21 protein-coding genes are annotated in these 18,240 nt (G+C 57.5%); 7 read left to right on the forward strand and 14 right to left on the reverse strand.

Features of this window, described 5'->3' with window-relative positions; translation table 11 throughout:
* Window positions 1–39: 39 nt before the first annotated feature.
* The gene (locus M1E10_RS04170; protein WP_499172860.1) at window positions 40–219 is read right to left on the reverse strand and encodes a hypothetical protein; all 180 of its coding nucleotides are present in this window, start codon (window positions 217–219) and stop codon (window positions 40–42) included.
* Between the two features lie 341 nt (window positions 220–560).
* On the opposite strand from M1E10_RS04170, the gene M1E10_RS04175 reads away from it, so the two are divergent.
* Entirely contained in the window at window positions 561–779 is a 219-nt protein-coding gene (locus M1E10_RS04175; RefSeq protein WP_499172861.1) for a hypothetical protein, read from the forward strand.
* A gap of 510 nt (window positions 780–1,289) precedes the next feature.
* Here the strand turns inward: M1E10_RS04175 and M1E10_RS04180 are convergent.
* From M1E10_RS04180 to M1E10_RS04230, 11 genes are all read right to left on the reverse strand, one after another.
* Window positions 1,290–1,589: a DUF982 domain-containing protein gene (locus tag M1E10_RS04180; protein WP_499172862.1), complete on the reverse strand. Its 300-nt coding sequence runs from the start codon at window positions 1,587–1,589 to the stop codon at window positions 1,290–1,292.
* 55 nt (window positions 1,590–1,644) lie between these two features.
* Window positions 1,645–2,121 (reverse strand): alpha-crystallin domain-containing protein, encoded by a 477-nt coding sequence (locus M1E10_RS04185; RefSeq protein ID WP_499172863.1) that lies wholly within the window; start codon window positions 2,119–2,121, stop codon window positions 1,645–1,647.
* 724 nt (window positions 2,122–2,845) lie between these two features.
* On the reverse strand, window positions 2,846–3,169 hold the full coding sequence (locus M1E10_RS04190; protein ID WP_499172864.1) for a chaperone modulator CbpM: 324 nt from the start codon (window positions 3,167–3,169) through the stop codon (window positions 2,846–2,848).
* A gap of 2 nt (window positions 3,170–3,171) precedes the next feature.
* Window positions 3,172–4,092, reverse strand: a complete 921-nt coding sequence (locus M1E10_RS04195) for a J domain-containing protein (RefSeq protein WP_499172865.1) — start codon at window positions 4,090–4,092, stop codon at window positions 3,172–3,174.
* 414 nt (window positions 4,093–4,506) lie between these two features.
* Window positions 4,507–6,321 carry an ATP-dependent metallopeptidase FtsH/Yme1/Tma family protein gene (gene ftsH / locus M1E10_RS04200; RefSeq protein ID WP_499172867.1) on the reverse strand — a complete coding sequence of 605 codons (1,815 nt, stop codon included), beginning with the start codon at window positions 6,319–6,321 and terminating at the stop codon, window positions 4,507–4,509.
* A 20-nt stretch (window positions 6,322–6,341) separates the two neighbouring features.
* Entirely contained in the window at window positions 6,342–7,721 is a 1,380-nt protein-coding gene (locus M1E10_RS04205) for a DegQ family serine endoprotease (protein WP_499172868.1), read from the reverse strand.
* 88 nt (window positions 7,722–7,809) lie between these two features.
* On the reverse strand, window positions 7,810–8,175 hold the full coding sequence (locus tag M1E10_RS04210; RefSeq protein ID WP_499172869.1) for an SPW repeat protein: 366 nt from the start codon (window positions 8,173–8,175) through the stop codon (window positions 7,810–7,812).
* Window positions 8,176–8,207: 32 nt separating this feature from the next.
* Entirely contained in the window at window positions 8,208–8,495 is a 288-nt protein-coding gene (locus M1E10_RS04215; RefSeq protein WP_499173473.1) for a DNA-directed RNA polymerase subunit omega, read from the reverse strand.
* A 42-nt stretch (window positions 8,496–8,537) separates the two neighbouring features.
* Window positions 8,538–9,299, reverse strand: a complete 762-nt coding sequence (locus M1E10_RS04220) for an ETC complex I subunit (protein ID WP_499172870.1) — start codon at window positions 9,297–9,299, stop codon at window positions 8,538–8,540.
* A 73-nt stretch (window positions 9,300–9,372) separates the two neighbouring features.
* Window positions 9,373–9,882, reverse strand: coding sequence for an Hsp20/alpha crystallin family protein (locus M1E10_RS04225; RefSeq protein ID WP_499172872.1), 510 nt, complete (start codon window positions 9,880–9,882; stop codon window positions 9,373–9,375).
* Between the two features lie 88 nt (window positions 9,883–9,970).
* Window positions 9,971–10,447: an alpha-crystallin domain-containing protein gene (locus M1E10_RS04230; RefSeq protein ID WP_499172873.1), complete on the reverse strand. Its 477-nt coding sequence runs from the start codon at window positions 10,445–10,447 to the stop codon at window positions 9,971–9,973.
* 275 nt (window positions 10,448–10,722) lie between these two features.
* Between M1E10_RS04230 and M1E10_RS04235 the strand changes: the two genes are divergently transcribed.
* A complete protein-coding gene (locus M1E10_RS04235; protein ID WP_499172874.1) occupies window positions 10,723–10,890 on the forward strand; it encodes a hypothetical protein in 168 nt (55 codons plus the stop codon).
* 363 nt (window positions 10,891–11,253) lie between these two features.
* Here the strand turns inward: M1E10_RS04235 and M1E10_RS04240 are convergent, their stop codons facing one another.
* Both M1E10_RS04240 and M1E10_RS04245 read right to left on the reverse strand, forming a co-directional pair.
* Window positions 11,254–11,544 (reverse strand): hypothetical protein, encoded by a 291-nt coding sequence (locus M1E10_RS04240; protein WP_499172876.1) that lies wholly within the window; start codon window positions 11,542–11,544, stop codon window positions 11,254–11,256.
* Between the two features lie 94 nt (window positions 11,545–11,638).
* Window positions 11,639–11,911: an usg protein gene (locus M1E10_RS04245; RefSeq protein WP_499172877.1), complete on the reverse strand. Its 273-nt coding sequence runs from the start codon at window positions 11,909–11,911 to the stop codon at window positions 11,639–11,641.
* Between the two features lie 279 nt (window positions 11,912–12,190).
* On the opposite strand from M1E10_RS04245, the gene M1E10_RS04250 reads away from it, so the two are divergent.
* The 5 genes from M1E10_RS04250 (at window position 12,191) to M1E10_RS04270 (ending at window position 18,115) form a co-directional block, all read left to right on the forward strand.
* Entirely contained in the window at window positions 12,191–12,505 is a 315-nt protein-coding gene (locus M1E10_RS04250; protein ID WP_499172879.1) for a co-chaperone GroES, read from the forward strand.
* Window positions 12,506–12,558: 53 nt separating this feature from the next.
* Complete coding sequence (gene groL / locus M1E10_RS04255) at window positions 12,559–14,187, forward strand: chaperonin GroEL (RefSeq protein WP_499172880.1); 1,629 nt, start codon at window positions 12,559–12,561, stop codon at window positions 14,185–14,187.
* Window positions 14,188–14,285: 98 nt separating this feature from the next.
* Window positions 14,286–14,699, forward strand: a complete 414-nt coding sequence (locus tag M1E10_RS04260) for a hypothetical protein (RefSeq protein WP_499172881.1) — start codon at window positions 14,286–14,288, stop codon at window positions 14,697–14,699.
* Window positions 14,700–14,794: 95 nt separating this feature from the next.
* Window positions 14,795–15,889, forward strand: a complete 1,095-nt coding sequence (locus tag M1E10_RS04265) for a glycosyltransferase family 4 protein (protein ID WP_499172882.1) — start codon at window positions 14,795–14,797, stop codon at window positions 15,887–15,889.
* 18 nt (window positions 15,890–15,907) lie between these two features.
* A complete protein-coding gene (locus M1E10_RS04270; protein ID WP_499172883.1) occupies window positions 15,908–18,115 on the forward strand; it encodes an amylo-alpha-1,6-glucosidase in 2,208 nt (735 codons plus the stop codon).
* Window positions 18,116–18,240 lie beyond the last annotated feature (125 nt).

The following is an 18,240-nucleotide window of genomic DNA, read 5'->3' on the forward strand; positions in this document are numbered from 1 at the left end:
CCATCGCCACTCAGGATGACCTCCAACACCATCGAACTATCAGCGGTCCGCAGAAGCAGAGCTCATCGCCAGATCCTGGGCTAGATAGACCCGCGCGGCGGAAGGCTCGGTTTCTACTGTAGCGGCTACAACACTGCCGCCGGCAAGCACGAGCACCATGAATAGAACGACCGTACCGGCGCCGCCCTTGGCCGGGCGGGAATGATGATGATAGGCCATGGTGTGTCTCCATATGTTTTGCATGGAAATGGACGACGACGCTTGGTGGTTCCCTGCAAGCGCTAAACATTATTACCTGGTTAGCAGCTCCTGAGCCGAGGCGCGCCAAGGGCCTGTTTTCGCACGCTGGGCTCAAGTTCCTTGTGGGACTGCCGGGACCAACACCCGATCTCGGACACAGCCTTTGCATTTGCCTCCTCCCGTGATCCGTAGTCTCTCGCAATCCAGGCAGGTAACACAAAGCATAAGCTTGGCTACGTCTTGCTCTTCGTCCTTGTCTTGCTACATGCAGGGTCATACACAGGACGCTGCCGCCGGCGTTGTCCAGGAAGGAAGCTCCAATGACAGCGAACGTGGCTGGACTGGCCGACCACATGCTCGACGGTCGACATCGCACGCTCGTCGACGCGATCATTGACTACGCGATCTACATGGTGACCGGCGGTCACATTAGCAGCTGGAACGCGGGGGCCAACCGCTCCATGGGTGATACCGAAGAAGAAATTCTCGGGGAGCGCTTCTCACCTGCTGCGACGGTGCTCGACGAAAGTCCAGATTAAATGCCAAACGACATCCAGACGCCCGCATTCTTGCGGTAAGTGCCAAACGACACCCAACTTTGTGAGGAATATCCTCGAGGCCGGCTGCGGCGCGCGCGCCGTTGGCGAGAGACTCTAGAACCAGCTTGCGGCGTTCGCTCAGCGTTTTTGACCTTGACCACCGCCAGCAGGCGAGCGTGAGGTCAATTGCTAGCTCGTCCTGCGGGGCACTTGGTAAACCGGTTCCTCAGATATCTTCAAGATCATCGGCATGTCTCCTGTTGGCGCGATCAGGCCGACACCCTCGTCCGCAGTTGGCGCAAAGTTGCCGAAGCCTCCGCCTTGAAGGGAATCGAACCAACGACCCGTGCTTTCATCCTCCCCTGAAGGGGCTCACGCCGGTGAGCAAGAAACCGCGGTTGCCGGGAGGGACGATGCGGGCATGACATCTGATCCCTCCCAGGCCGTTCTGCGAATACGGACAGTCGTCTCCCGTTGGTCCAGAGTCGGCCCTAATCTGATAGCGGCGCATCACTGAACGTGTGGATCCTGGTCGTGCCACAGCCGAGGTGCAGCAGAAACGTCTACGTTCGGTGCCAGCAACTCATGCTTCTGGGCAAACGCAGCAAACAACCCACGAGCTGTCTCAGCTTCGATTTCTCCGCGGAGGGCGGCGCTGCATGCTTTCATCGCTAGTGAATGTGCTGAGTCCCTCTGCGACGCCGGCCATTCACATAGGTGTCGATAGGCGTCCATGACCCCCCGGACTTTAGTCGGGAAACCAAGACCGACAAGAATGGTTACTGGTTGCCTGAACAAATCGAACTTCATCTTTTCCTCCTTCCTCCAGGTCCGAAAAGGCGCCACTGCAGTGGCGCCCTGTCAGTCAAGCAGCCTTCTGCGCTTCGAGCTGCGCAGGCGCGACCGACGGTGCCAGTTTGTCATAGCGCTGGATATTAATCTTGCGCGGTTTCATTGCCTCCGGGATCTCACGGACGAGCTCGATCGATAGCAGACCGTTGTTCAGAACAGCGCCGCTGACGCTGACGTGGTCTGCTAGCTCAAACCGTTGCTCGAACGGCCGGCCAGCAATGCCGCGATACAGATAGCCCTCGCCTAGCTTTTCCTGCTTCTTGCCAGTCACCGTCAAAAGGTTCGACTGGAATGTGATGTCGAGATCGTCTTGGGCGCATCCGGCGACTGCAACTGAGATCCGGCAGGTGTCCTCACCGGTCTTGATAATGTCGTAGGGCGGCCAATCGCCGATTGAACGAGCGCGTTGCGCATTCTTGAGAATGTCGAACATCCGATCGAAGCCGACGCTCGAGCGGAAGAGCGGCGCGTAATCGTTAGATGTTGCCATAGCCATATCCTCCTTGAAGCAACATGGGTACGGAACCGCCGAAAGACGGCGCTTCCAGCAAAGCCAGCCCCGTCTTCAGCGACTGGCGGTAAACGATTTGGTTTTCGAGATTTTCAAGTTCAAGGACTGCGAGCGAAAATCCAATGGGGAGAAATGCACGCTCCGATCAGCGCAGCCGCCTCGGCATCCGCGTCACCTATATCCGGCAACGGCTTATGGAAGATACTGCCTTTCAGTAACGTCTTGAAGGGATCTTGACCGACAACCACGCAGCTTGGCATATTGTCAATGCCGCGTGAATTTTCCCCAGAAGGAAGTGCCGAAGTAAATTCCCCAATTTTGCCGACGTCGACGCCATGGGAGCAAGCCCCGGTGTGCGTGCCTTGGCCGACGCGCTGCGCTCCGCAAGTGCGCGAAGCCTGTGATCAGTGACGTGTTGCAGGATGTTCCGGCTGCAGCACATCCTGGGGGACGCTCTTCTCACTGTCCGGCAACCGGTGCGGCACATGCCGCAGCTGCGCGTTCTGAACGTCGCCGTTCTCGAACTTGGGTCAGCTCTTGCTCATGCGCCCGCGCATTCCGTCGTTTCGGCCGGTCCCGCGCAGACCGATATGGGTATCACGGCTGCGAGAGGGCGTAGCGATGTCGGGCCGTGGCTTGTCAAGGAAACTTACCTCCTGTTTCCGGACAGGAGTGCCCAAGAAACCATCACCGCAAGCGATCGTTAGAGATCGTGAAGCCCGTCTAAGGCCGCTAGCAGACGTCGCTGAACGACTATATCCTCCTGATTGATAGCAGAGACGAGATCCTTGAGGGCGCCACGAACCCCATGCAGCTGATCAATGAGCGTCATGACAATATCGACACCCTCTTCGTTGAGACCCAGGTTTTGGATAAGGTCGATGATTAGCTTCCCGCGGGCGAGATCCGCCTCCCGGAACCGTCTCTGTCCAGCCGTTGGTTGAGGCGCCAGCCAACCGTGCTCCACCCAAAGATCAAGCTCACTTGCCCCAATCTTAAGTTGGATACGGAATTCCAAATCGTCCATGTTCAGTCCTCTAAACTCCTTCTCGGGTTTTGGGTAACCCCGGCAGTCCAACTTTCCGCAAATGCACTGAGTGCTTCGTCGGGTGCGTCAGGCAACACGATCCTCAAGATGACATAGACATCTCCGGGTGGGCCGCCAGGCTTTCGAACACCTCGCCCCTTAAGGCGGAAGATCTTCCCGCTGTTGGAGTACGGTGGCAGTTTGAGGTTCACGGGGCCAGAAGGCGTGGGTACACGCACCTTGCCTCCAAGCACCGCCTCTCGGATTGTAACTGGGAGATCAAGGCGGATGTCGTCACCTTCGCGGGTGTAGAGGGGGTGTGGTCGGACGCGGATTGCGATCAGCGCATCTCCGGCTGGTCCGCCGCCGATGCCTGGCTCGCCTGCGCCGCGCAGCCTCAGTGTCTGTCCGTCGTCAGTTCCAGGTGGTATTTGCACGTCGAGCGTCGAGCCCTGGGGCAGAACAACCTTAGTCTTCGTACCGTTGACCGCATCCAGAAAATCGATGTCCATCGAGAAATGCCGGTCACCTCCAGATGCGCGGAATTGTTGCCCCCGACCGCCGGCGCGACGCGAAAAGAAACTTGCAAAGATATCGTCACTTTCACCAAGATCGGCAAAGCCGGCGCCGTTGTGGTAGGCATCGCCTGGGCGGCTTGTGGAGGCATACTCCCGATAGAAGTGGCGAGGAGCCTGTTCAGTGCCCGTCATATCGATCTCACCACGGTCGAACCGACTGCGCTTTTCCTCGTCGCTCAGGAGTTCGTAGGCTGCGGATATCTCCTTGAATTTTGCCTCAGCCTTCTTGTCACCGGGGTTCAGATCCGGGTGCAGTTTCTTGGCCGCTTTGCGGAAGGCCGTTTGGATTTCCTTTTGCGAGGCCCCTCGCTTGACCCCCAAAAGCTCGTAGGGATCCTGGCTCATCTGTATCTCCTGTTGATCGTAACATTGGAAGATCGAAGCTCAAAACCACCATCTCTCATCAGTGGCGTTGGCGGTTTGGCGGGACCCGCGCCCGTGTCGTTTTTACCGAACTTGGCGGTGCGATTGATGCAAAAGGGATGCGAGACGAGCAATGGCTCTAGACGCTGCCGGGACAACGCAACGCGCGATGAAGCAGCGACCATCAAGGCACCTAAGACAGAAGCCAAAAGCGGGAGCTGGCTCGTGGCGACCCTCATTGCTGCCAAGCAAGTGGGGCAAAAAATGATGATGAACATAATTTTGCGCATCACATCCATCCGTCACAGCTCAAATTAAACGATCTCCCGCCAACTTACCAACCAAGGGTCAGATCCGTCCTCCTGTTCGCAGACCGTCTTCTCAGGCAGGTTGCATCTATGGTTCCACCGCTTCCAAAAGCGAATTCAACTCCCCTTCATCAAGTGTTTCCTCCTCGAGGAGACATCTTGCCGTATGATCCAACACTTTTCGACGCTCGGTGAGCAGGGCGACCGTTCGTTGGAATGCTTCATTAAGAATCCTGCGAACCTCCTCATCGACCGCAGCGGCGGTTTCATTCGAATAGTGACGTTCTTGCGGGCCATACGGAGAGTTGCCTGGCGCGAGGAAAGCGCGCCGATCCTTCTCCAGCGCGACATGGCCAAGCTTCTCCGTCATTCCATATTGGGTAACCATGGCGCGAGCGATATCAGTGACCTTGATCAGATCGTCGGCCGCGCCTGTCGACAGATGTCCGAACACTATTTTTTCTGCTGCCCGGCCGCCGAGCAATACCGCCATCTTGTTCTCTAGTTCCTCCCGCGTCATCAGGAAACGGTCTTCTGTTGGCCGCTGAATCGTGTAGCCCAGCGCGCCTACCCCACGCGGAATAATTGACACCTTGTGGACCGGATCTACGCCGGGCAGAGCCATAGCGACCAGCGCATGTCCCATTTCGTGGTATGCGACTATTTCCCGCTCCCTTGGATTGAGCAGCCGATTACGTTTTTCCAACCCGGCGACAATGCGCTCGATGGCGTCGTTGAAGTTGGACATCGTCACGGCCTCCCCCCGCCTGCGCGTCGCTAGCAGGGCCGCCTCGTTGACCAAGTTGGCGAGGTCGGCGCCTGTGAAGCCCGGAGTGAGCGCCGCGATCTTTTCTGGGGAGACATCCGGCGCCAGTTTTATCTTTTTAAGATGCACGCCAAGGATCTGAACGCGGCCCGCTTTGTCCGGGCGATCCACCAGCACCTGCCGATCGAAACGGCCCGCGCGCAGCAAAGCAGGATCAAGAATTTCAGGTCTATTCGTTGCCGCCAGCAAGACGAGACCCGTGGAGGAATCGAAACCATCGAGCTCGACTAGAAGTTGGTTCAGCGTCTGCTCCTTCTCATCATGCCCGCCGGCCATGGGCCCAATGCCACGAGCGCGGCCGAGGGCGTCAAGCTCGTCGATAAAAATGATGGCAGGTGCCCTGGCTCGCGCTTGCTCGAATAGATCCCGTACGCGCGCCGCACCGACACCAACGAACATCTCGACGAACTCGGAGCCTGAGATCGAGAAAAAGGGCACACCGGCTTCGCCCGCCACAGCGCGCGCCAGCAACGTTTTTCCGGTGCCAGGCGGCCCGACCAGAAGGACGCCCTTTGGCATGCGTCCCCCAAGCCGGCCGTACTCGGCAGGACCTTTCAGAAAGTCGACGATTTCTTTTAGTTCATCCTTGGCTTCGTCTACCCCCGCCACATCCTGAAAGGTCACCCCCGTATCAGTTTGGACATAGACCTTCGCTTTGGATTTGCCTATCTGCATAAGGCCACCGCCGAGCCCACCGCCCATACGCCTGATCATGAACATCCAGATTCCTACGAAGAGAGCCACCGGGATTATCCAGGATAGCAGATCGCGAAGGAATGTACTCTCGAGCTGACCTGTGACCACAACGCCATGTTGCAGGAACTGCTGGGCGAGACCAGGATCGACCCGCGTCGTTATGAAGAAGGGGCGCTCGTTTTGCGGCTCCTTATAGCGGCCTTGTATGAAGTTGTCGGAAACCGCAACCTCTGCGATCTTGCCAGCTTCAAGGTCTGTCTCGAACTGGCTGTAGGGGATCCGGGCAACCTGATAGGCGGCCGCGAAGAAATACTGGAACACCATCAGAATAAAGAACGCGACGATCCAGTACCAGAGGTTGAACTGTGTCTTCTTGTTCATGTCCGTTCACAAATTTATCTTTAGCGCACCACCAGAAGAAGGCCGGCGCCGTCACGAACCAGTTCAAGGGCCAGGAGGGGTGGCTTGGCTGCTATCGCCCGTTGCAGATCCGCGACGGACGCGATGGGCGTTCGGTTGACCGCTAGGATAAGATCGTCCCCTCGAAGGCCGGCCCGCGCAGCGGCGCTACCAGGTGCCACTTTCTCGATGACAACGCCGCCGCCTGTCCGCAGCGCCTCTTCCTCCGAAGCATCCCGAACTGTGGCGCCGTCTAGCGGCGTGCCGGAAAAATCAGCCGATGACCCCACTTTCGCTTCAATGGTGACCGCAATAACCCTCTCATCGTCACCACGCTTTACCGTCAGCTCGATCTCACTGCCCGCCGGTGTGAGGCCGATGCGGTTCCGCAGATCAGTCGCTCCATCGACGGCGCGTCCGTTGATGGCAGTGACGACGTCCCCCGACTTCAATCCGGCTTCGTCAGCGGGAGAACCTCGTTCGATATTGGCGATAAGGGCGCCGCGTATGTCTCCCAGTCTAAGAGCCTCTGCCAGGTCCGGCGTAAGATCCTGAATGCCGATGCCCAGCCTGCCGCGCTCGACTTTGCCATGGGCAGCCAACTGGCCCATCACAGAGGCCGCCATGCTGCTGGGGACGGCAAAGCCGATACCGATATTGGCACCGGCGGGACTTAGGATGGCAGTATTGACCCCAATTAATTTGCCATCGAGGGTCACGAGCGCGCCGCCCGAGTTTCCCGGATTGATCGAGGCATCCGTCTGGATGAAGTCCTCATAGCCTTCGGTATTGAGTCCGCTCCGCCCCAACGCGCTGACGATGCCAGAGGTCACTGTCTGCCCCAGGCCAAATGGGTTGCCAATGGCGACAACGTAGTCGCCGACTTTGAGGGCATTGGAATCGCCAAACTCAATGGCTGTCAGATTCTCCGCGTTGATCTGAAGCAGCGCAATGTCGGTTTCCTTGTCGCTCCCGACGAGCTCTGCCGCGAGCTGCCGGCCATCCTTGAGCGTCACGGAAATTTCGGTACCGCCGTCGATGACGTGGTGGTTGGTGAGCACGTAGCCTTTGGTGGCGTCGACGATAACGCCGGAGCCGGCGCTCATCCGGGTCTGCTGTTGCGGCTCGGGCAGGTTAAAGAAACGTCGGAAATTGGGATCACTATAGAGAGGATTGTCTTGTGAGGGCGCTTGCGAGACAACCGCGATATTGACAACAGCCGGCGTGACTCGCTCAAGCATCGGTGCAAGTGTCGGCAGGCTAGCGGACGTGGCTGCCGATGTTGACATTTGCCCAATACCAGGGCTGACGGTGGCCAGGACGGCTCCAGCGGCAACGACGACCGAGGCGACAATCCGCCGGAATAGCACGATTTCAAACATGGCTTGCTCTCCTTCGAAAAAGAGGTCACCGACCAAGCGCGTCGCCCAACAAAGAAGCGGGCCGGGAGTTCCTGCCCGCTTCTTTGTATTAGGCAGCCGAGAATGGACGGTTATGGGTGCACCAGATGCTGCCGGCGGCAAGGACTGCGACGGTGATACCGGCAATGACATGAACCCAGAGCGCGGTCGTGGCGGCTGAGAAGCCGAGGAGCCATGGGGCGGCCAAGGTCCATAGGCCAAGCACGAGATTGCCCCATTCCTCCACCTCATAGAAGGCATAGAGGGCGGCGGCGGCGAACACGGCGATAACTGGGCCAACGATCCAGGCGTTCCACGCGGCATAGGTGTCGGTGGTAAAGCCGAACAACCATGGCGAAATCAAAATTCCGAGGCCAGCGACAAGATTGACAACATCGAAGGCCTTCCGGTTGTTCGAAGACAGAAACGTCATCATCGTTCATTTCTCCTTATCAGTTGGTGACATCATCAATGAACCGTCTCCCCTGGCGGGGAGCTGGGTGCGGCAACAGCTCCTAGCCCGCCATTACCGCGAAGCCATTTTCTCCGGGCGGACCCGCAAGCTGCAGGAGCCGTCTGCTGGTCGCATAGGAACGGCACCAGCTCGTCTTTACTGAAGGCCTCGCTGGCAATTTCCTGCAGCGCAAGTTCAGTCGCGTTTGCCGCCGGTACATCGGCCCGGGGCTCTGCACCGCGATTGAGGGCACGAGCACGCGCGGCGGCGGCAAGCGTCAGCGCGTATGGGTTCGGCAGGATTCTTTCTCATTCGAAGACGACATGTGGAGCCATGACAACACCTCATGCGGCTTCCTGATCGGCCGTAACGCCGCCCGACGGAAGCTCTTCCTGCCGTTCGAGTGCGATCAACGCCTGCTCGACCTCGTAGAGCCGTGACGGGCGTTGGTTCTCCGGCATGCCCTCATTGGTCGCTTGATCGGCCAAATACTCGGTCCAGGCCCAGTTCATCAGGATCGAGCGCTTCTCATCCAGGGAAAGCGTCTGGTCGCCGACAACGTCCATCGGTGAGCGCCAGCTTGCCGGACCGGCTGGGTCATCGCGCTCCGCTGCGCCGTCAAGTGCCTGGCCATAGCTCTCCTGAAGTTCCGCAAGGCCGAGCCGCTTCAAGGTGGTGTCGGAGAAGGTGTGGGACGACCGCTTAGATCCTTGGCCCGACCGTCGCTTGACCCGGTGGGCCGTCTTGGTCGCCCGCCTCTGCACAACGTAGCGCAAGCCTTGTCGCTCGGCGTAGCGAATGGCGGATTGGAGGGTCGGGAATTCCAGTTCGACCTGTGTGAGCGTGTCACTGCCGCCGGTGTAGCCCATCAAAGGCTCGATGAAGGGTGCATCGTGACGCTCGAAGACGAGTCTCCAGCCGTTCGCTCTCGCGTTACCCGAGGTCGTCGCCGAGCGTGCCGGCTTATAGATCCGGGCCACGGCGTCCTCAGGAAATGGCGAGCGGCCGAAAGAAAGATGCCTGCGCTGGTTGTCGTTCGAAGGCCTTAAGCCAGGAACAGACTGCGTGGTAGTGGTTGCGTAGTTTGCCTCTCTAATATTCTCCATCGTTCATCCCTCCCTATTGGCGAAGGATCCCAACGGCCGCCGTAGGCCGGCCGTTGGGCAAATCAGATCCTAGCTAGCTCTTGATGGCGATCCGCTTGACCTGCGACAGCGCCCTTTCCGTCTTCGGCAGGGTCACAGTCAACACGCCATTCTTGAAGCGGGCATCGATTTGGTCATCCTTGACTTCGGCACCAAGCGGGATACGGCGCTCGAACCAGCCGTAGTAGCGCTCGGAGAACTGGCGGTCCTTGTTCTCCGTTTCCGAGCGCTTTTCCCCTTTCAGGGTCAGCACTCCGTCGTTGAGCAGGACTTCGATGTCCTTTTCCTCCAGGCCTGGCACCTCGGCCGTCACCTTGATCTCCTTTTCGCTATCGGAGATCTCGACACTCGGCCATCCACCGCCAAAGCCGGTGGCGCCATTCAAAGAGGGCACGCCGGAACCGAAGCCCCGGAAAACGTCATCGAACAGCCGGTTTACCTCACGATGTAAAGACAGGAATGGGTCTTGATCGTTATCGCGCGCAAAACCGGGAACCTGGTTGCCATTGTTGCGGCCCCAGGGAATGAGATCACGTACACTCATGGTTTTCCTCCTTGTCTGTTGGTGGGGCAAGATCAACCCGTCGGCGCCCGGTAGCCCGGCGCCTGCGTCTCACGTTCTGACGAGCGGATTAAGCCGCCTGCTTTCCAGCCTCGATCTGTTTCGTATCGACCGTGGCCAGTGCCTGGTCGGTTCGGATCTCGATCTGGCGCGGCTTCATCGCCTCAGGGATCTCGCGCTTGAGATCGATGGTCAGCAAACCGTTCACCAGGTCGGCCCCTACGACTTTGACATGATAGGCGAGCTCGAACCGGCGCTGGAAGCTCCGGCCGGCAATACCGCGGTGCAGATACTGCACGTCTTCCCCATTTGACTTTTGACCCGAGACGACAAGCAGGTTTTGCTCTTGGGTCATCGTCAGTTCGTCATGCGAAAACCCCGCGACGGCCATCGCGATCCGATAGTCGTCTTCGCCGGTTTTAACGATGTCGTAGGGCGGCCAGCTATCGATGGTCTCGATGCGGCTTGCTGCCTGGAGTGCATCCAACATCCGATCGAAGCCGATGCTTGACCGGAACAGGGGAGAGAAATCAGGATTTGTCCTCATAACCATATCCTCCTTTGAAGCAACATGGATACAGGAGACGCCAAAAAGCAGTCAGCGCCTCCTGGACTTTAAGCCGGCCCCCAATGGGCAACCGGCATAGTTGATGTAATTTTGGTGATTACCGTTTCAAGATGTTTTGAAATTGCATTGTTAAAAATGACGTGTCCAGCTCCGTCGGCATGCGGATGGGGACACTTGCAGCGAGCGAGACAAGCGGACATGACTAGATTTCATAAGATGTCGTCTCAGTCCTCAGTCCAGTTGATGAAGCGCTCGTGACCGAAGTCATCGCGACGGGTGCCACACCGGCTGAACTTGCCGAAGCTTGGGCCTGGATCAATAGTGACGAAGCTTTGATCGGCGAAGGGCGGCCCCTTGCAACCGGCCCGGTAGCCACAGTTGTCGATCTGCTATCTGCGGATGAGGAAGAGCAAGGCGCATAGCACAGCCGAATTGGACAGTCGTAAGGCTAACGAACGCTCAGCCGTACATCGCCATTCTCGATGCGGTTAGGACGATCACCCTGAATTTATAACGTCGGCAGCTGTCCGCACGGTAAAGCTATCGTCAATTTAGATTGAAGTCGCCCGCAGGTCTGGGGCAGAACTACGACTTTCGTTTCCTAGCATGCTGCCTGTATCCTTTCGATGTCAGCGACCGCGTGCATCGTCGGATCTCGCCATTACCGATCGCGGCTCTGGTTTTAACACAAATGGCGGGTGAGACAGGCAGGCAGCAGCTAGATTGTCATATGACGGCTTAAATGGTCACCGCATGTCAGCAAGGAAGTCTTGGTGGCAGTTCGTTCAATGGAGAGACATGCTCACCAATGGGTACGGATTCACTGCCTTGATTTGCGCGATCATCGCGGCCGCCTGCTCAAGCACACGCTCCGCGTTGCGTGGGTCGTCACGGGCAAGTTCATCTGCGTTTATACGGATCGCTTCGGCCATGTTGGTCGAAACCATTGCGAAATGCCGATGGCCCTCAACAAATGCGTCACGCGCCGCACTTTCCAGGGCACGGGCCATGTCGACAATGATCTCTTCCCGTTCTTCCACATCAAGGTCTTTCATCGTATTCATCTTCTCTTCCATCATAACCTCACTCTAAACAGACGTGGGGAAGTGACTGAGCTCTCAAAGCCTCAGTCACGAAAGACCTAGGAAGGGAAGATTTTGCTTTCAAGCGCTAATGCAGCTTGAACTCGCCACTGACTTGCCTCCACTCATTCGGGCCAATGAGACGCTGGTGGCTGTAACGCACGGAATGCAGCGGCCCGTCTAGCTTCGATTCCCAAAAATCCAGGAACCTGCGCATTTCCGGAAAATCGGGCGCCAGATCGTAGTCCTGCCAGACGTATGTCTGCAGGACGGACTCAAAGTCTGGAATGCGGTAAAGGATGTGCGCTGTCGTCAGGCCATAGCCGTGAAGCTGGCTCTCAAGATCTGATGAAAATCTCATGCCTCATCTCCAATTTTGTCACGCCTGTCAGGGTCGCCTCACTTAATGCTTTGATCAGTTAAAAACGAACCATCCACGCCATTTAAATGTTCCACATCAGCCGATTAGCACTCGTCGACCGCGACTGCTAATTTTTCTCTCGCACCATCTTGAAATTGGAAAGCAGCTAAATAAAATCATCGCCGCGAGGTGCTCAACGAGGCCTCGCACCCGCTCCGGATTGGTCGTCCGGTCCGGCGAGGGGAACAACGTCACTCTTGTTTGTCCATGGAGGAAAACATGTCGTTCCGACCACTTCATGATCGCATTCTCGTCCGCCGGGTCGAATCTCAGGAAAAGACCAAAGGCGGCATCATCATCCCCGACACCGCCAAGGAAAAACCACAGGAAGGCGAGGTCATCGCCGTCGGACCCGGTGGGCGCAATGAAACAGGCCAGATCCAGGCACTCGATGTGAAAGTGGGAGATCGCATCCTGTTCGGTAAATGGTCCGGCACCGACATCAAGATCAATGGCGAGGACCTTCTTATTATGAAGGAAAGTGATGTCATGGGGATCATTGAGGCCCAGGCTGAGCAGAAACAGGCTGCCTGAGCATCAACATCACGACCATCAGTCAGATAGCTGCCTATTGAGGAGTTAAAGAAATGGCTGCGAAAGAAGTCAAGTTTAGTACCGACGCCCGTGAACGCATGCTGCGTGGGGTCGATGTGCTCGCTGATGCCGTTAAGGTCACACTCGGGCCCAAGGGACGCAATGTCGTCATCAACAAGTCTTTTGGTGCTCCACGCATCACCAAGGACGGCGTATCAGTCGCCAAGGAGATCGAACTTGAAGACAAGTTTGAAAACATGGGCGCCCAAATGGTCCGCGAGGTCGCTTCCAAGACCAATGATCTAGCCGGAGATGGCACAACGACTGCCACCGTGCTCGCTCAGGCGATTGTGAAAGAAGGTGCCAAGGCGGTTGCCGCCGGCATGAACCCGATGGATCTCAAACGGGGCATCGACCTGGCAGTCGACGCTGTCGTCAAGGAGCTCAGATCTAACGCTCGCAAGATCACCAGCAATTCCGAGATCGCCCAGGTTGGTACCATCTCCGCTAACGGAGATGAAGAAATTGGCCGTTACCTCGCCGAAGCGATGGAGAAGGTCGGCAATGAAGGCGTCATCACGGTCGAAGAGGCCAAAACCGCGGACACCGAACTCGAAGTCGTCGAGGGGATGCAGTTTGACCGCGGCTACTTGTCGCCTTACTTCGTCACGAATCAGGACAAGATGCGTGTGGAGCTCGAGGATCCTTTCATCTTGATCCACGAGAAGAAGCTCTCGAACTTGCAGGCCATGCTTCCGGTTCTTGAGGCTGTTGTACAATCGGGCAAGCCGCTCCTGATCATCGCTGAAGACGTCGAAGGCGAAGCGCTTGCCACCCTCGTCGTCAACAAGCTGCGTGGCGGCCTAAAGATTGCTGCCGTCAAGGCACCTGGCTTCGGCGACCGCCGCAAGGCCATGTTGGAAGACATCGCCATCCTCACGGGCGGCACTGTCATCTCCGAAGACCTCGGCATCAAGCTCGAGAATGTCACCCTCGACATGCTCGGCCGCGCCAAGAAGGTTTCGATCGAGAAGGAAAACACCACCATCATAGATGGTGCGGGGTCCAAAGCCGATATCGACGGCCGGACGACACAGATCCGTGCCCAGATCGAGGAAACAACCTCAGACTACGATCGTGAGAAGCTGCAGGAGCGTCTTGCCAAGCTAGCTGGCGGCGTTGCCGTCATCCGCGTCGGCGGCTCGACTGAAGTTGAAGTGAAGGAAAAGAAGGATCGTGTAGACGATGCCCTTCACGCAACCCGCGCTGCTGTCGAAGAAGGCATTCTACCAGGTGGCGGCGTCGCCCTGCTGCGGGCAGTGAAGGCGCTTGACAGCCTTGACGCCCCCAACCCGGACCAGCGGGTTGGAATCGAGATCGTCCGCCGCGCCATCGAGGCTCCCGTGCGTCAGATCGCTACAAATGCTGGCGCCGAAGGATCTCTGATTGTGGGCAAGTTGCGCGAGAAAACCGAATTCTCGTATGGCTGGAACGCTCAGACGGGGGAATATGGTGATCTCTATTCGCAGGGCGTTATCGATCCTGCCAAGGTCGTTCGCACAGCACTTCAGGATGCCGCATCCGTTGCCGGCCTGCTGGTGACGACCGAAGCCATGATCGCCGAGAAGCCGAAGAAGGAAACAGCTCCGGCAATGCCCGCCGGTCCAGGCATGGACTTCTAAGGACCGCTCTGCTGGTGCCCGCCGCACCCTCGATGGCGGGCACCTCCCATCGCAGTGAGTTAGCCAAGTTCCATCGATCCAAATCAATGGAGTGATACATGCGGAAGGAATGTGCTCCACATCTGATGCCAGAAGAAGAGGCGGGAGTGATAAGCGCGGCGCGCTTGCTTCATCCGCCAAGACATTTCGGCCACCCCCGTGACGTCCTTGTCGCCACCGATATCAGCATTGAGGAAAAGCGAGCAATGTTGGCCTCCTGGGCATCGGACATATTTGCCATCGAGTCCAACCCTGTCCTTCGCCTTTACCCCGGCGCCGACAAAGCCGTCCCCTATGACGAGATCATTCAAGCACTGATGACATTGGACGTTGGGGATGAGCGCATCGGAAAGCACGGCTTGTCCAACCTTGTTGATCGTCACAAGCGCTCAAAGCGGGCGAAACGATTCCGCCGGCTAAGTGGCCCTGGCCTGCACAACTCACAGAAGGAGGCGACCTCAACAGCGCTTTGACATCTATAAATTCCGTCTGACCGCTATGCGCCTGCCAAAGACGCTGGCCTGATTTTTACCGACGACGCTTTGCTCAAATTGAGGAGGTTTTGCCGATGAAGATCGCTCAGATCGCACCGCTCGCCGAACGCGTTCCGCCTAAGCTGTATGGGGGAACAGAGCGGATTGTTTCTTATCTCACCGAAGAACTTGTTGGCCAAGGCCACGATGTAACGCTCTTTGCCAGCGGCGATTCCATCACCGACGCCAAACTTGTCGCGTGCTCGGATGTCGCATTACGGCTCAACCCGGCCGTCAAAGATCACTTACCGCACCAAGTCGTGATGCTGGAAGAGATCCGTCGACGGGCGCATGAATTCGATATCCTGCATTTCCATATCGACCTTCTGCATTTCCCGCTGATCCGCGACATCGCTGATCGTACCGTTACGACCCTGCATGGTCGGCTCGACCTGCCGGACCTCATGCCCTGCTACAAAGCGTTCGCAGATGTACCCTTGGTGTCGATTTCCAATGATCAACGCCGCCCAATGCCGCCGGTGAACTGGTCCGGCACTGTCTACCACGGTCTGCCTATCGACCTTCTGCCTTTTAAGGAAAAGCCCGAGGGTGGCTATCTTGCCTTCCTCGGAAGAATTTCCCCTGAAAAGCGCCCAGACCGCGCCATCCAAATTGCCGCCGAGGCCGGGATGCCGCTGAAGATGGCCGCAAAGATCGACGACGCCGACAAAGCCTATTGGGAATGCGTGATTGAGCCGATGCTCAAGAACAATCCGCACGTCGAGTTTATCGGCGAAATCAACGAACATCAGAAGGCTGACTTCCTCGGCAATGCCAGCGCCTTGCTTTTCCCAATCGACTGGCCAGAGCCCTTTGGCCTCGTCATGATTGAAGCCATGGCTTGCGGCACGCCTGTGCTCGCCTTCCGCTGCGGTTCTGCTCCAGAGGTAATCGACGATGGCGTTTCCGGTGTATTGGTGGATAGCGTTCAAGAAGCCGTTGCAACGATTGAACGGGTTCTGCAACTCGATCGGCGAAATGTCAGGGCCACTTTCGAAAGGCGCTTCACAGCCGAGCGCATGGCGCGGGACTATGTCGACATCTACCGGCAACTGCCTGGCACGCGGACGCAGGCCGCACCGCTTCGCCGCGCCAACGGCCAGTCCCTCGATCTCCAAGTGGTAGCATGAGAAACCGGAGCCCGCGTCATGGCAATCGTCTCTTCAAGCAACACCTCGGTCACAGATCCGAAAGGTCACGAGGCTCAAATTGCTCAATTCTTTATTCCCGCTGCGGCGTCGCTGCAGGAGCGACGACCGCGAACCTTGAAACACGGCGATACCTTCGCCGTCTTTGATCACAATGGTGACGCTATTTCCGGGCCCGGTAGCCCGGAAGGCGTCTTCCATCGCGATACCCGCTACCTTTCCCATCTCTACCTTACGATCAACGGCCAGCGTCCGATGCTCTTGTCCTCGACACTTCGCGACGACAACGCGACGCTCACCTGCGATCTCACCAATCCTGATCTCTTCGACAGTAAGGGCAGGCTGCGAGCAAGCCACGATCTCATTCATCTGCGCCGATCCCGCTTCTTGTGGGAAGGTCGCTGCTATGAGCGGCTCGCGATCAGGAATTACGACGACCAAAAGCAGCACATTCACATCGAAGTAGCGTTCGCCGCCGATTTTGCCGACCTCTTCGAAGTTCGTGGAACAGGGAGGGCGCGAAAAGGGCGCCATCTGCCCGCCGTCATCGAGCAGGACTCCGTCCAGCTATCATATGTTGGTTTAGATGGTCGGAAACGTTCGACGCATGTGTCATTCGCACCACAGCCCGATGGGATCCGCAGCGACCTCGTTGCTTATGAACTCCATCTTGAGCCGCATGAGGCACGATCACTCCTTATCGAAATTGCTTGCGACACCGCCGGCGGCCAGCCCAGTTCTCGTTCCTTCTTTATCGGCCTACGTAACGCGCGCCGGGCCTTGCGCTCTTCTTCCTCGCGTGCGGCGTCGATAGTCTCTTCCAACGAGATCTTTAATGAGGTCGCACGTCGCAGCGTCTCAGATCTTTACATGCTGATGACCGACAAGCCGGAGGGTCCCTACCCATATGCTGGCATCCCATGGTTCAGCACGGTCTTCGGGCGGGATGCGTTGATCACGGCTTTCGAAACACTCTGGCTCGATCCACAGATTGCCCGAGGGGTTCTTTGTCACTTGGCAGCCAACCAGGCAAAGGATGTCGATCCGGCTTCCGACGCTGAACCCGGAAAAATCCTTCACGAAGTGCGCTACGGGGAGATGGCCGAACTCGGCGAAGTCCCGTTCCGGCGCTACTACGGAAGCATCGACTCAACGCCGCTCTTCGTGATGTTGGCTGGTCGATACCTTAGCAGGACAGGCGACGTCGATACCATACGAACTATCAAGCCTAATCTTGAGGCTGCTCTAACCTGGATCGACGAATATGGCGATCGCGACGGTGATGGGTTCGTGGAATACGGGCGCCAGACAGAAGAGGGCCTCATCAACCAGGCTTGGAAGGATAGTCACGATTCAGTTTTCCATGATGACGGCACCCTTGCAGTCGGTCCGATAGCTATTGCCGAAGTTCAGGCCTACGTCTACGGCGCCTGGCAGAGTGCTGCGGAGATCTTCAGGTGGTTGAACTTGCCGGCGCAAGCCACGCAATACCTCGCAAAAGCTGAAGGGTTGCGGCGGGCCTTTGACCTGACCTTCTTCGATGACGAGCTTGGCACTTACGTCTTAGCTCTTGATGGCAACAAGCGTCCTTGTCGCGTGCGATCTTCCAACGCCGGACACGCGTTATTCACCGGCGTCGCATACCCAGAACGGGTTTCTTCCATCGCCAGAACACTGATGGGTGCATCATCCTTCTGTGGTTGGGGAATTCGTACAATCCCCTCGACGGAAGCACGATATAATCCCATGAGCTATCACAATGGCTCTATTTGGCCTCACGACAATGCGATAATCGCCAATGGCTTGGCACGATATGGTCACCGGTCCGATGCCACCCGCATCTTCGAAGGACTGTTTGCAGCTTCGACTTATATTGACCTGAGACGGCTTCCTGAATTGTTCTGTGGCTTACCGCGTCAGCGCGCCCATGGTCCGACCTTCTATCCTGTCGCTTGCTCTCCGCAAGCATGGGCGGCAGCGGCCCCATTGTCGCTTCTGCAGTCGTGCCTTGGGTTAGAGTTTGAACCAAGTGCTCTGCAGATCTGCTTCAACGAGCCCCGATTGCCGTCCTTCCTGGACGAGGTAGTCCTTCGCAACCTGTCAGTTGGCAGAGCGTCGGCGGATGTCGCCGTGCGGCGTTCTGGTGCTCATGTTATCGTCGACGTCATAGATCGAAAGGGGGGCGTACGCGTCGTGACGACCTCCTAGATGCCAGACTGCGCTGCGTTACGTCAGATTTCTGCCAAAGCGCACTCACGTCCGCTCCGTAAATAGTGAGCAGTTGTGCGGCGTGACCACGGGCGGAAGGATAGAAAACACATGTTAGCCAACCA

It is taken from the genome of Rhizobium sp. PK7-22, assembly GCF_056530405.1.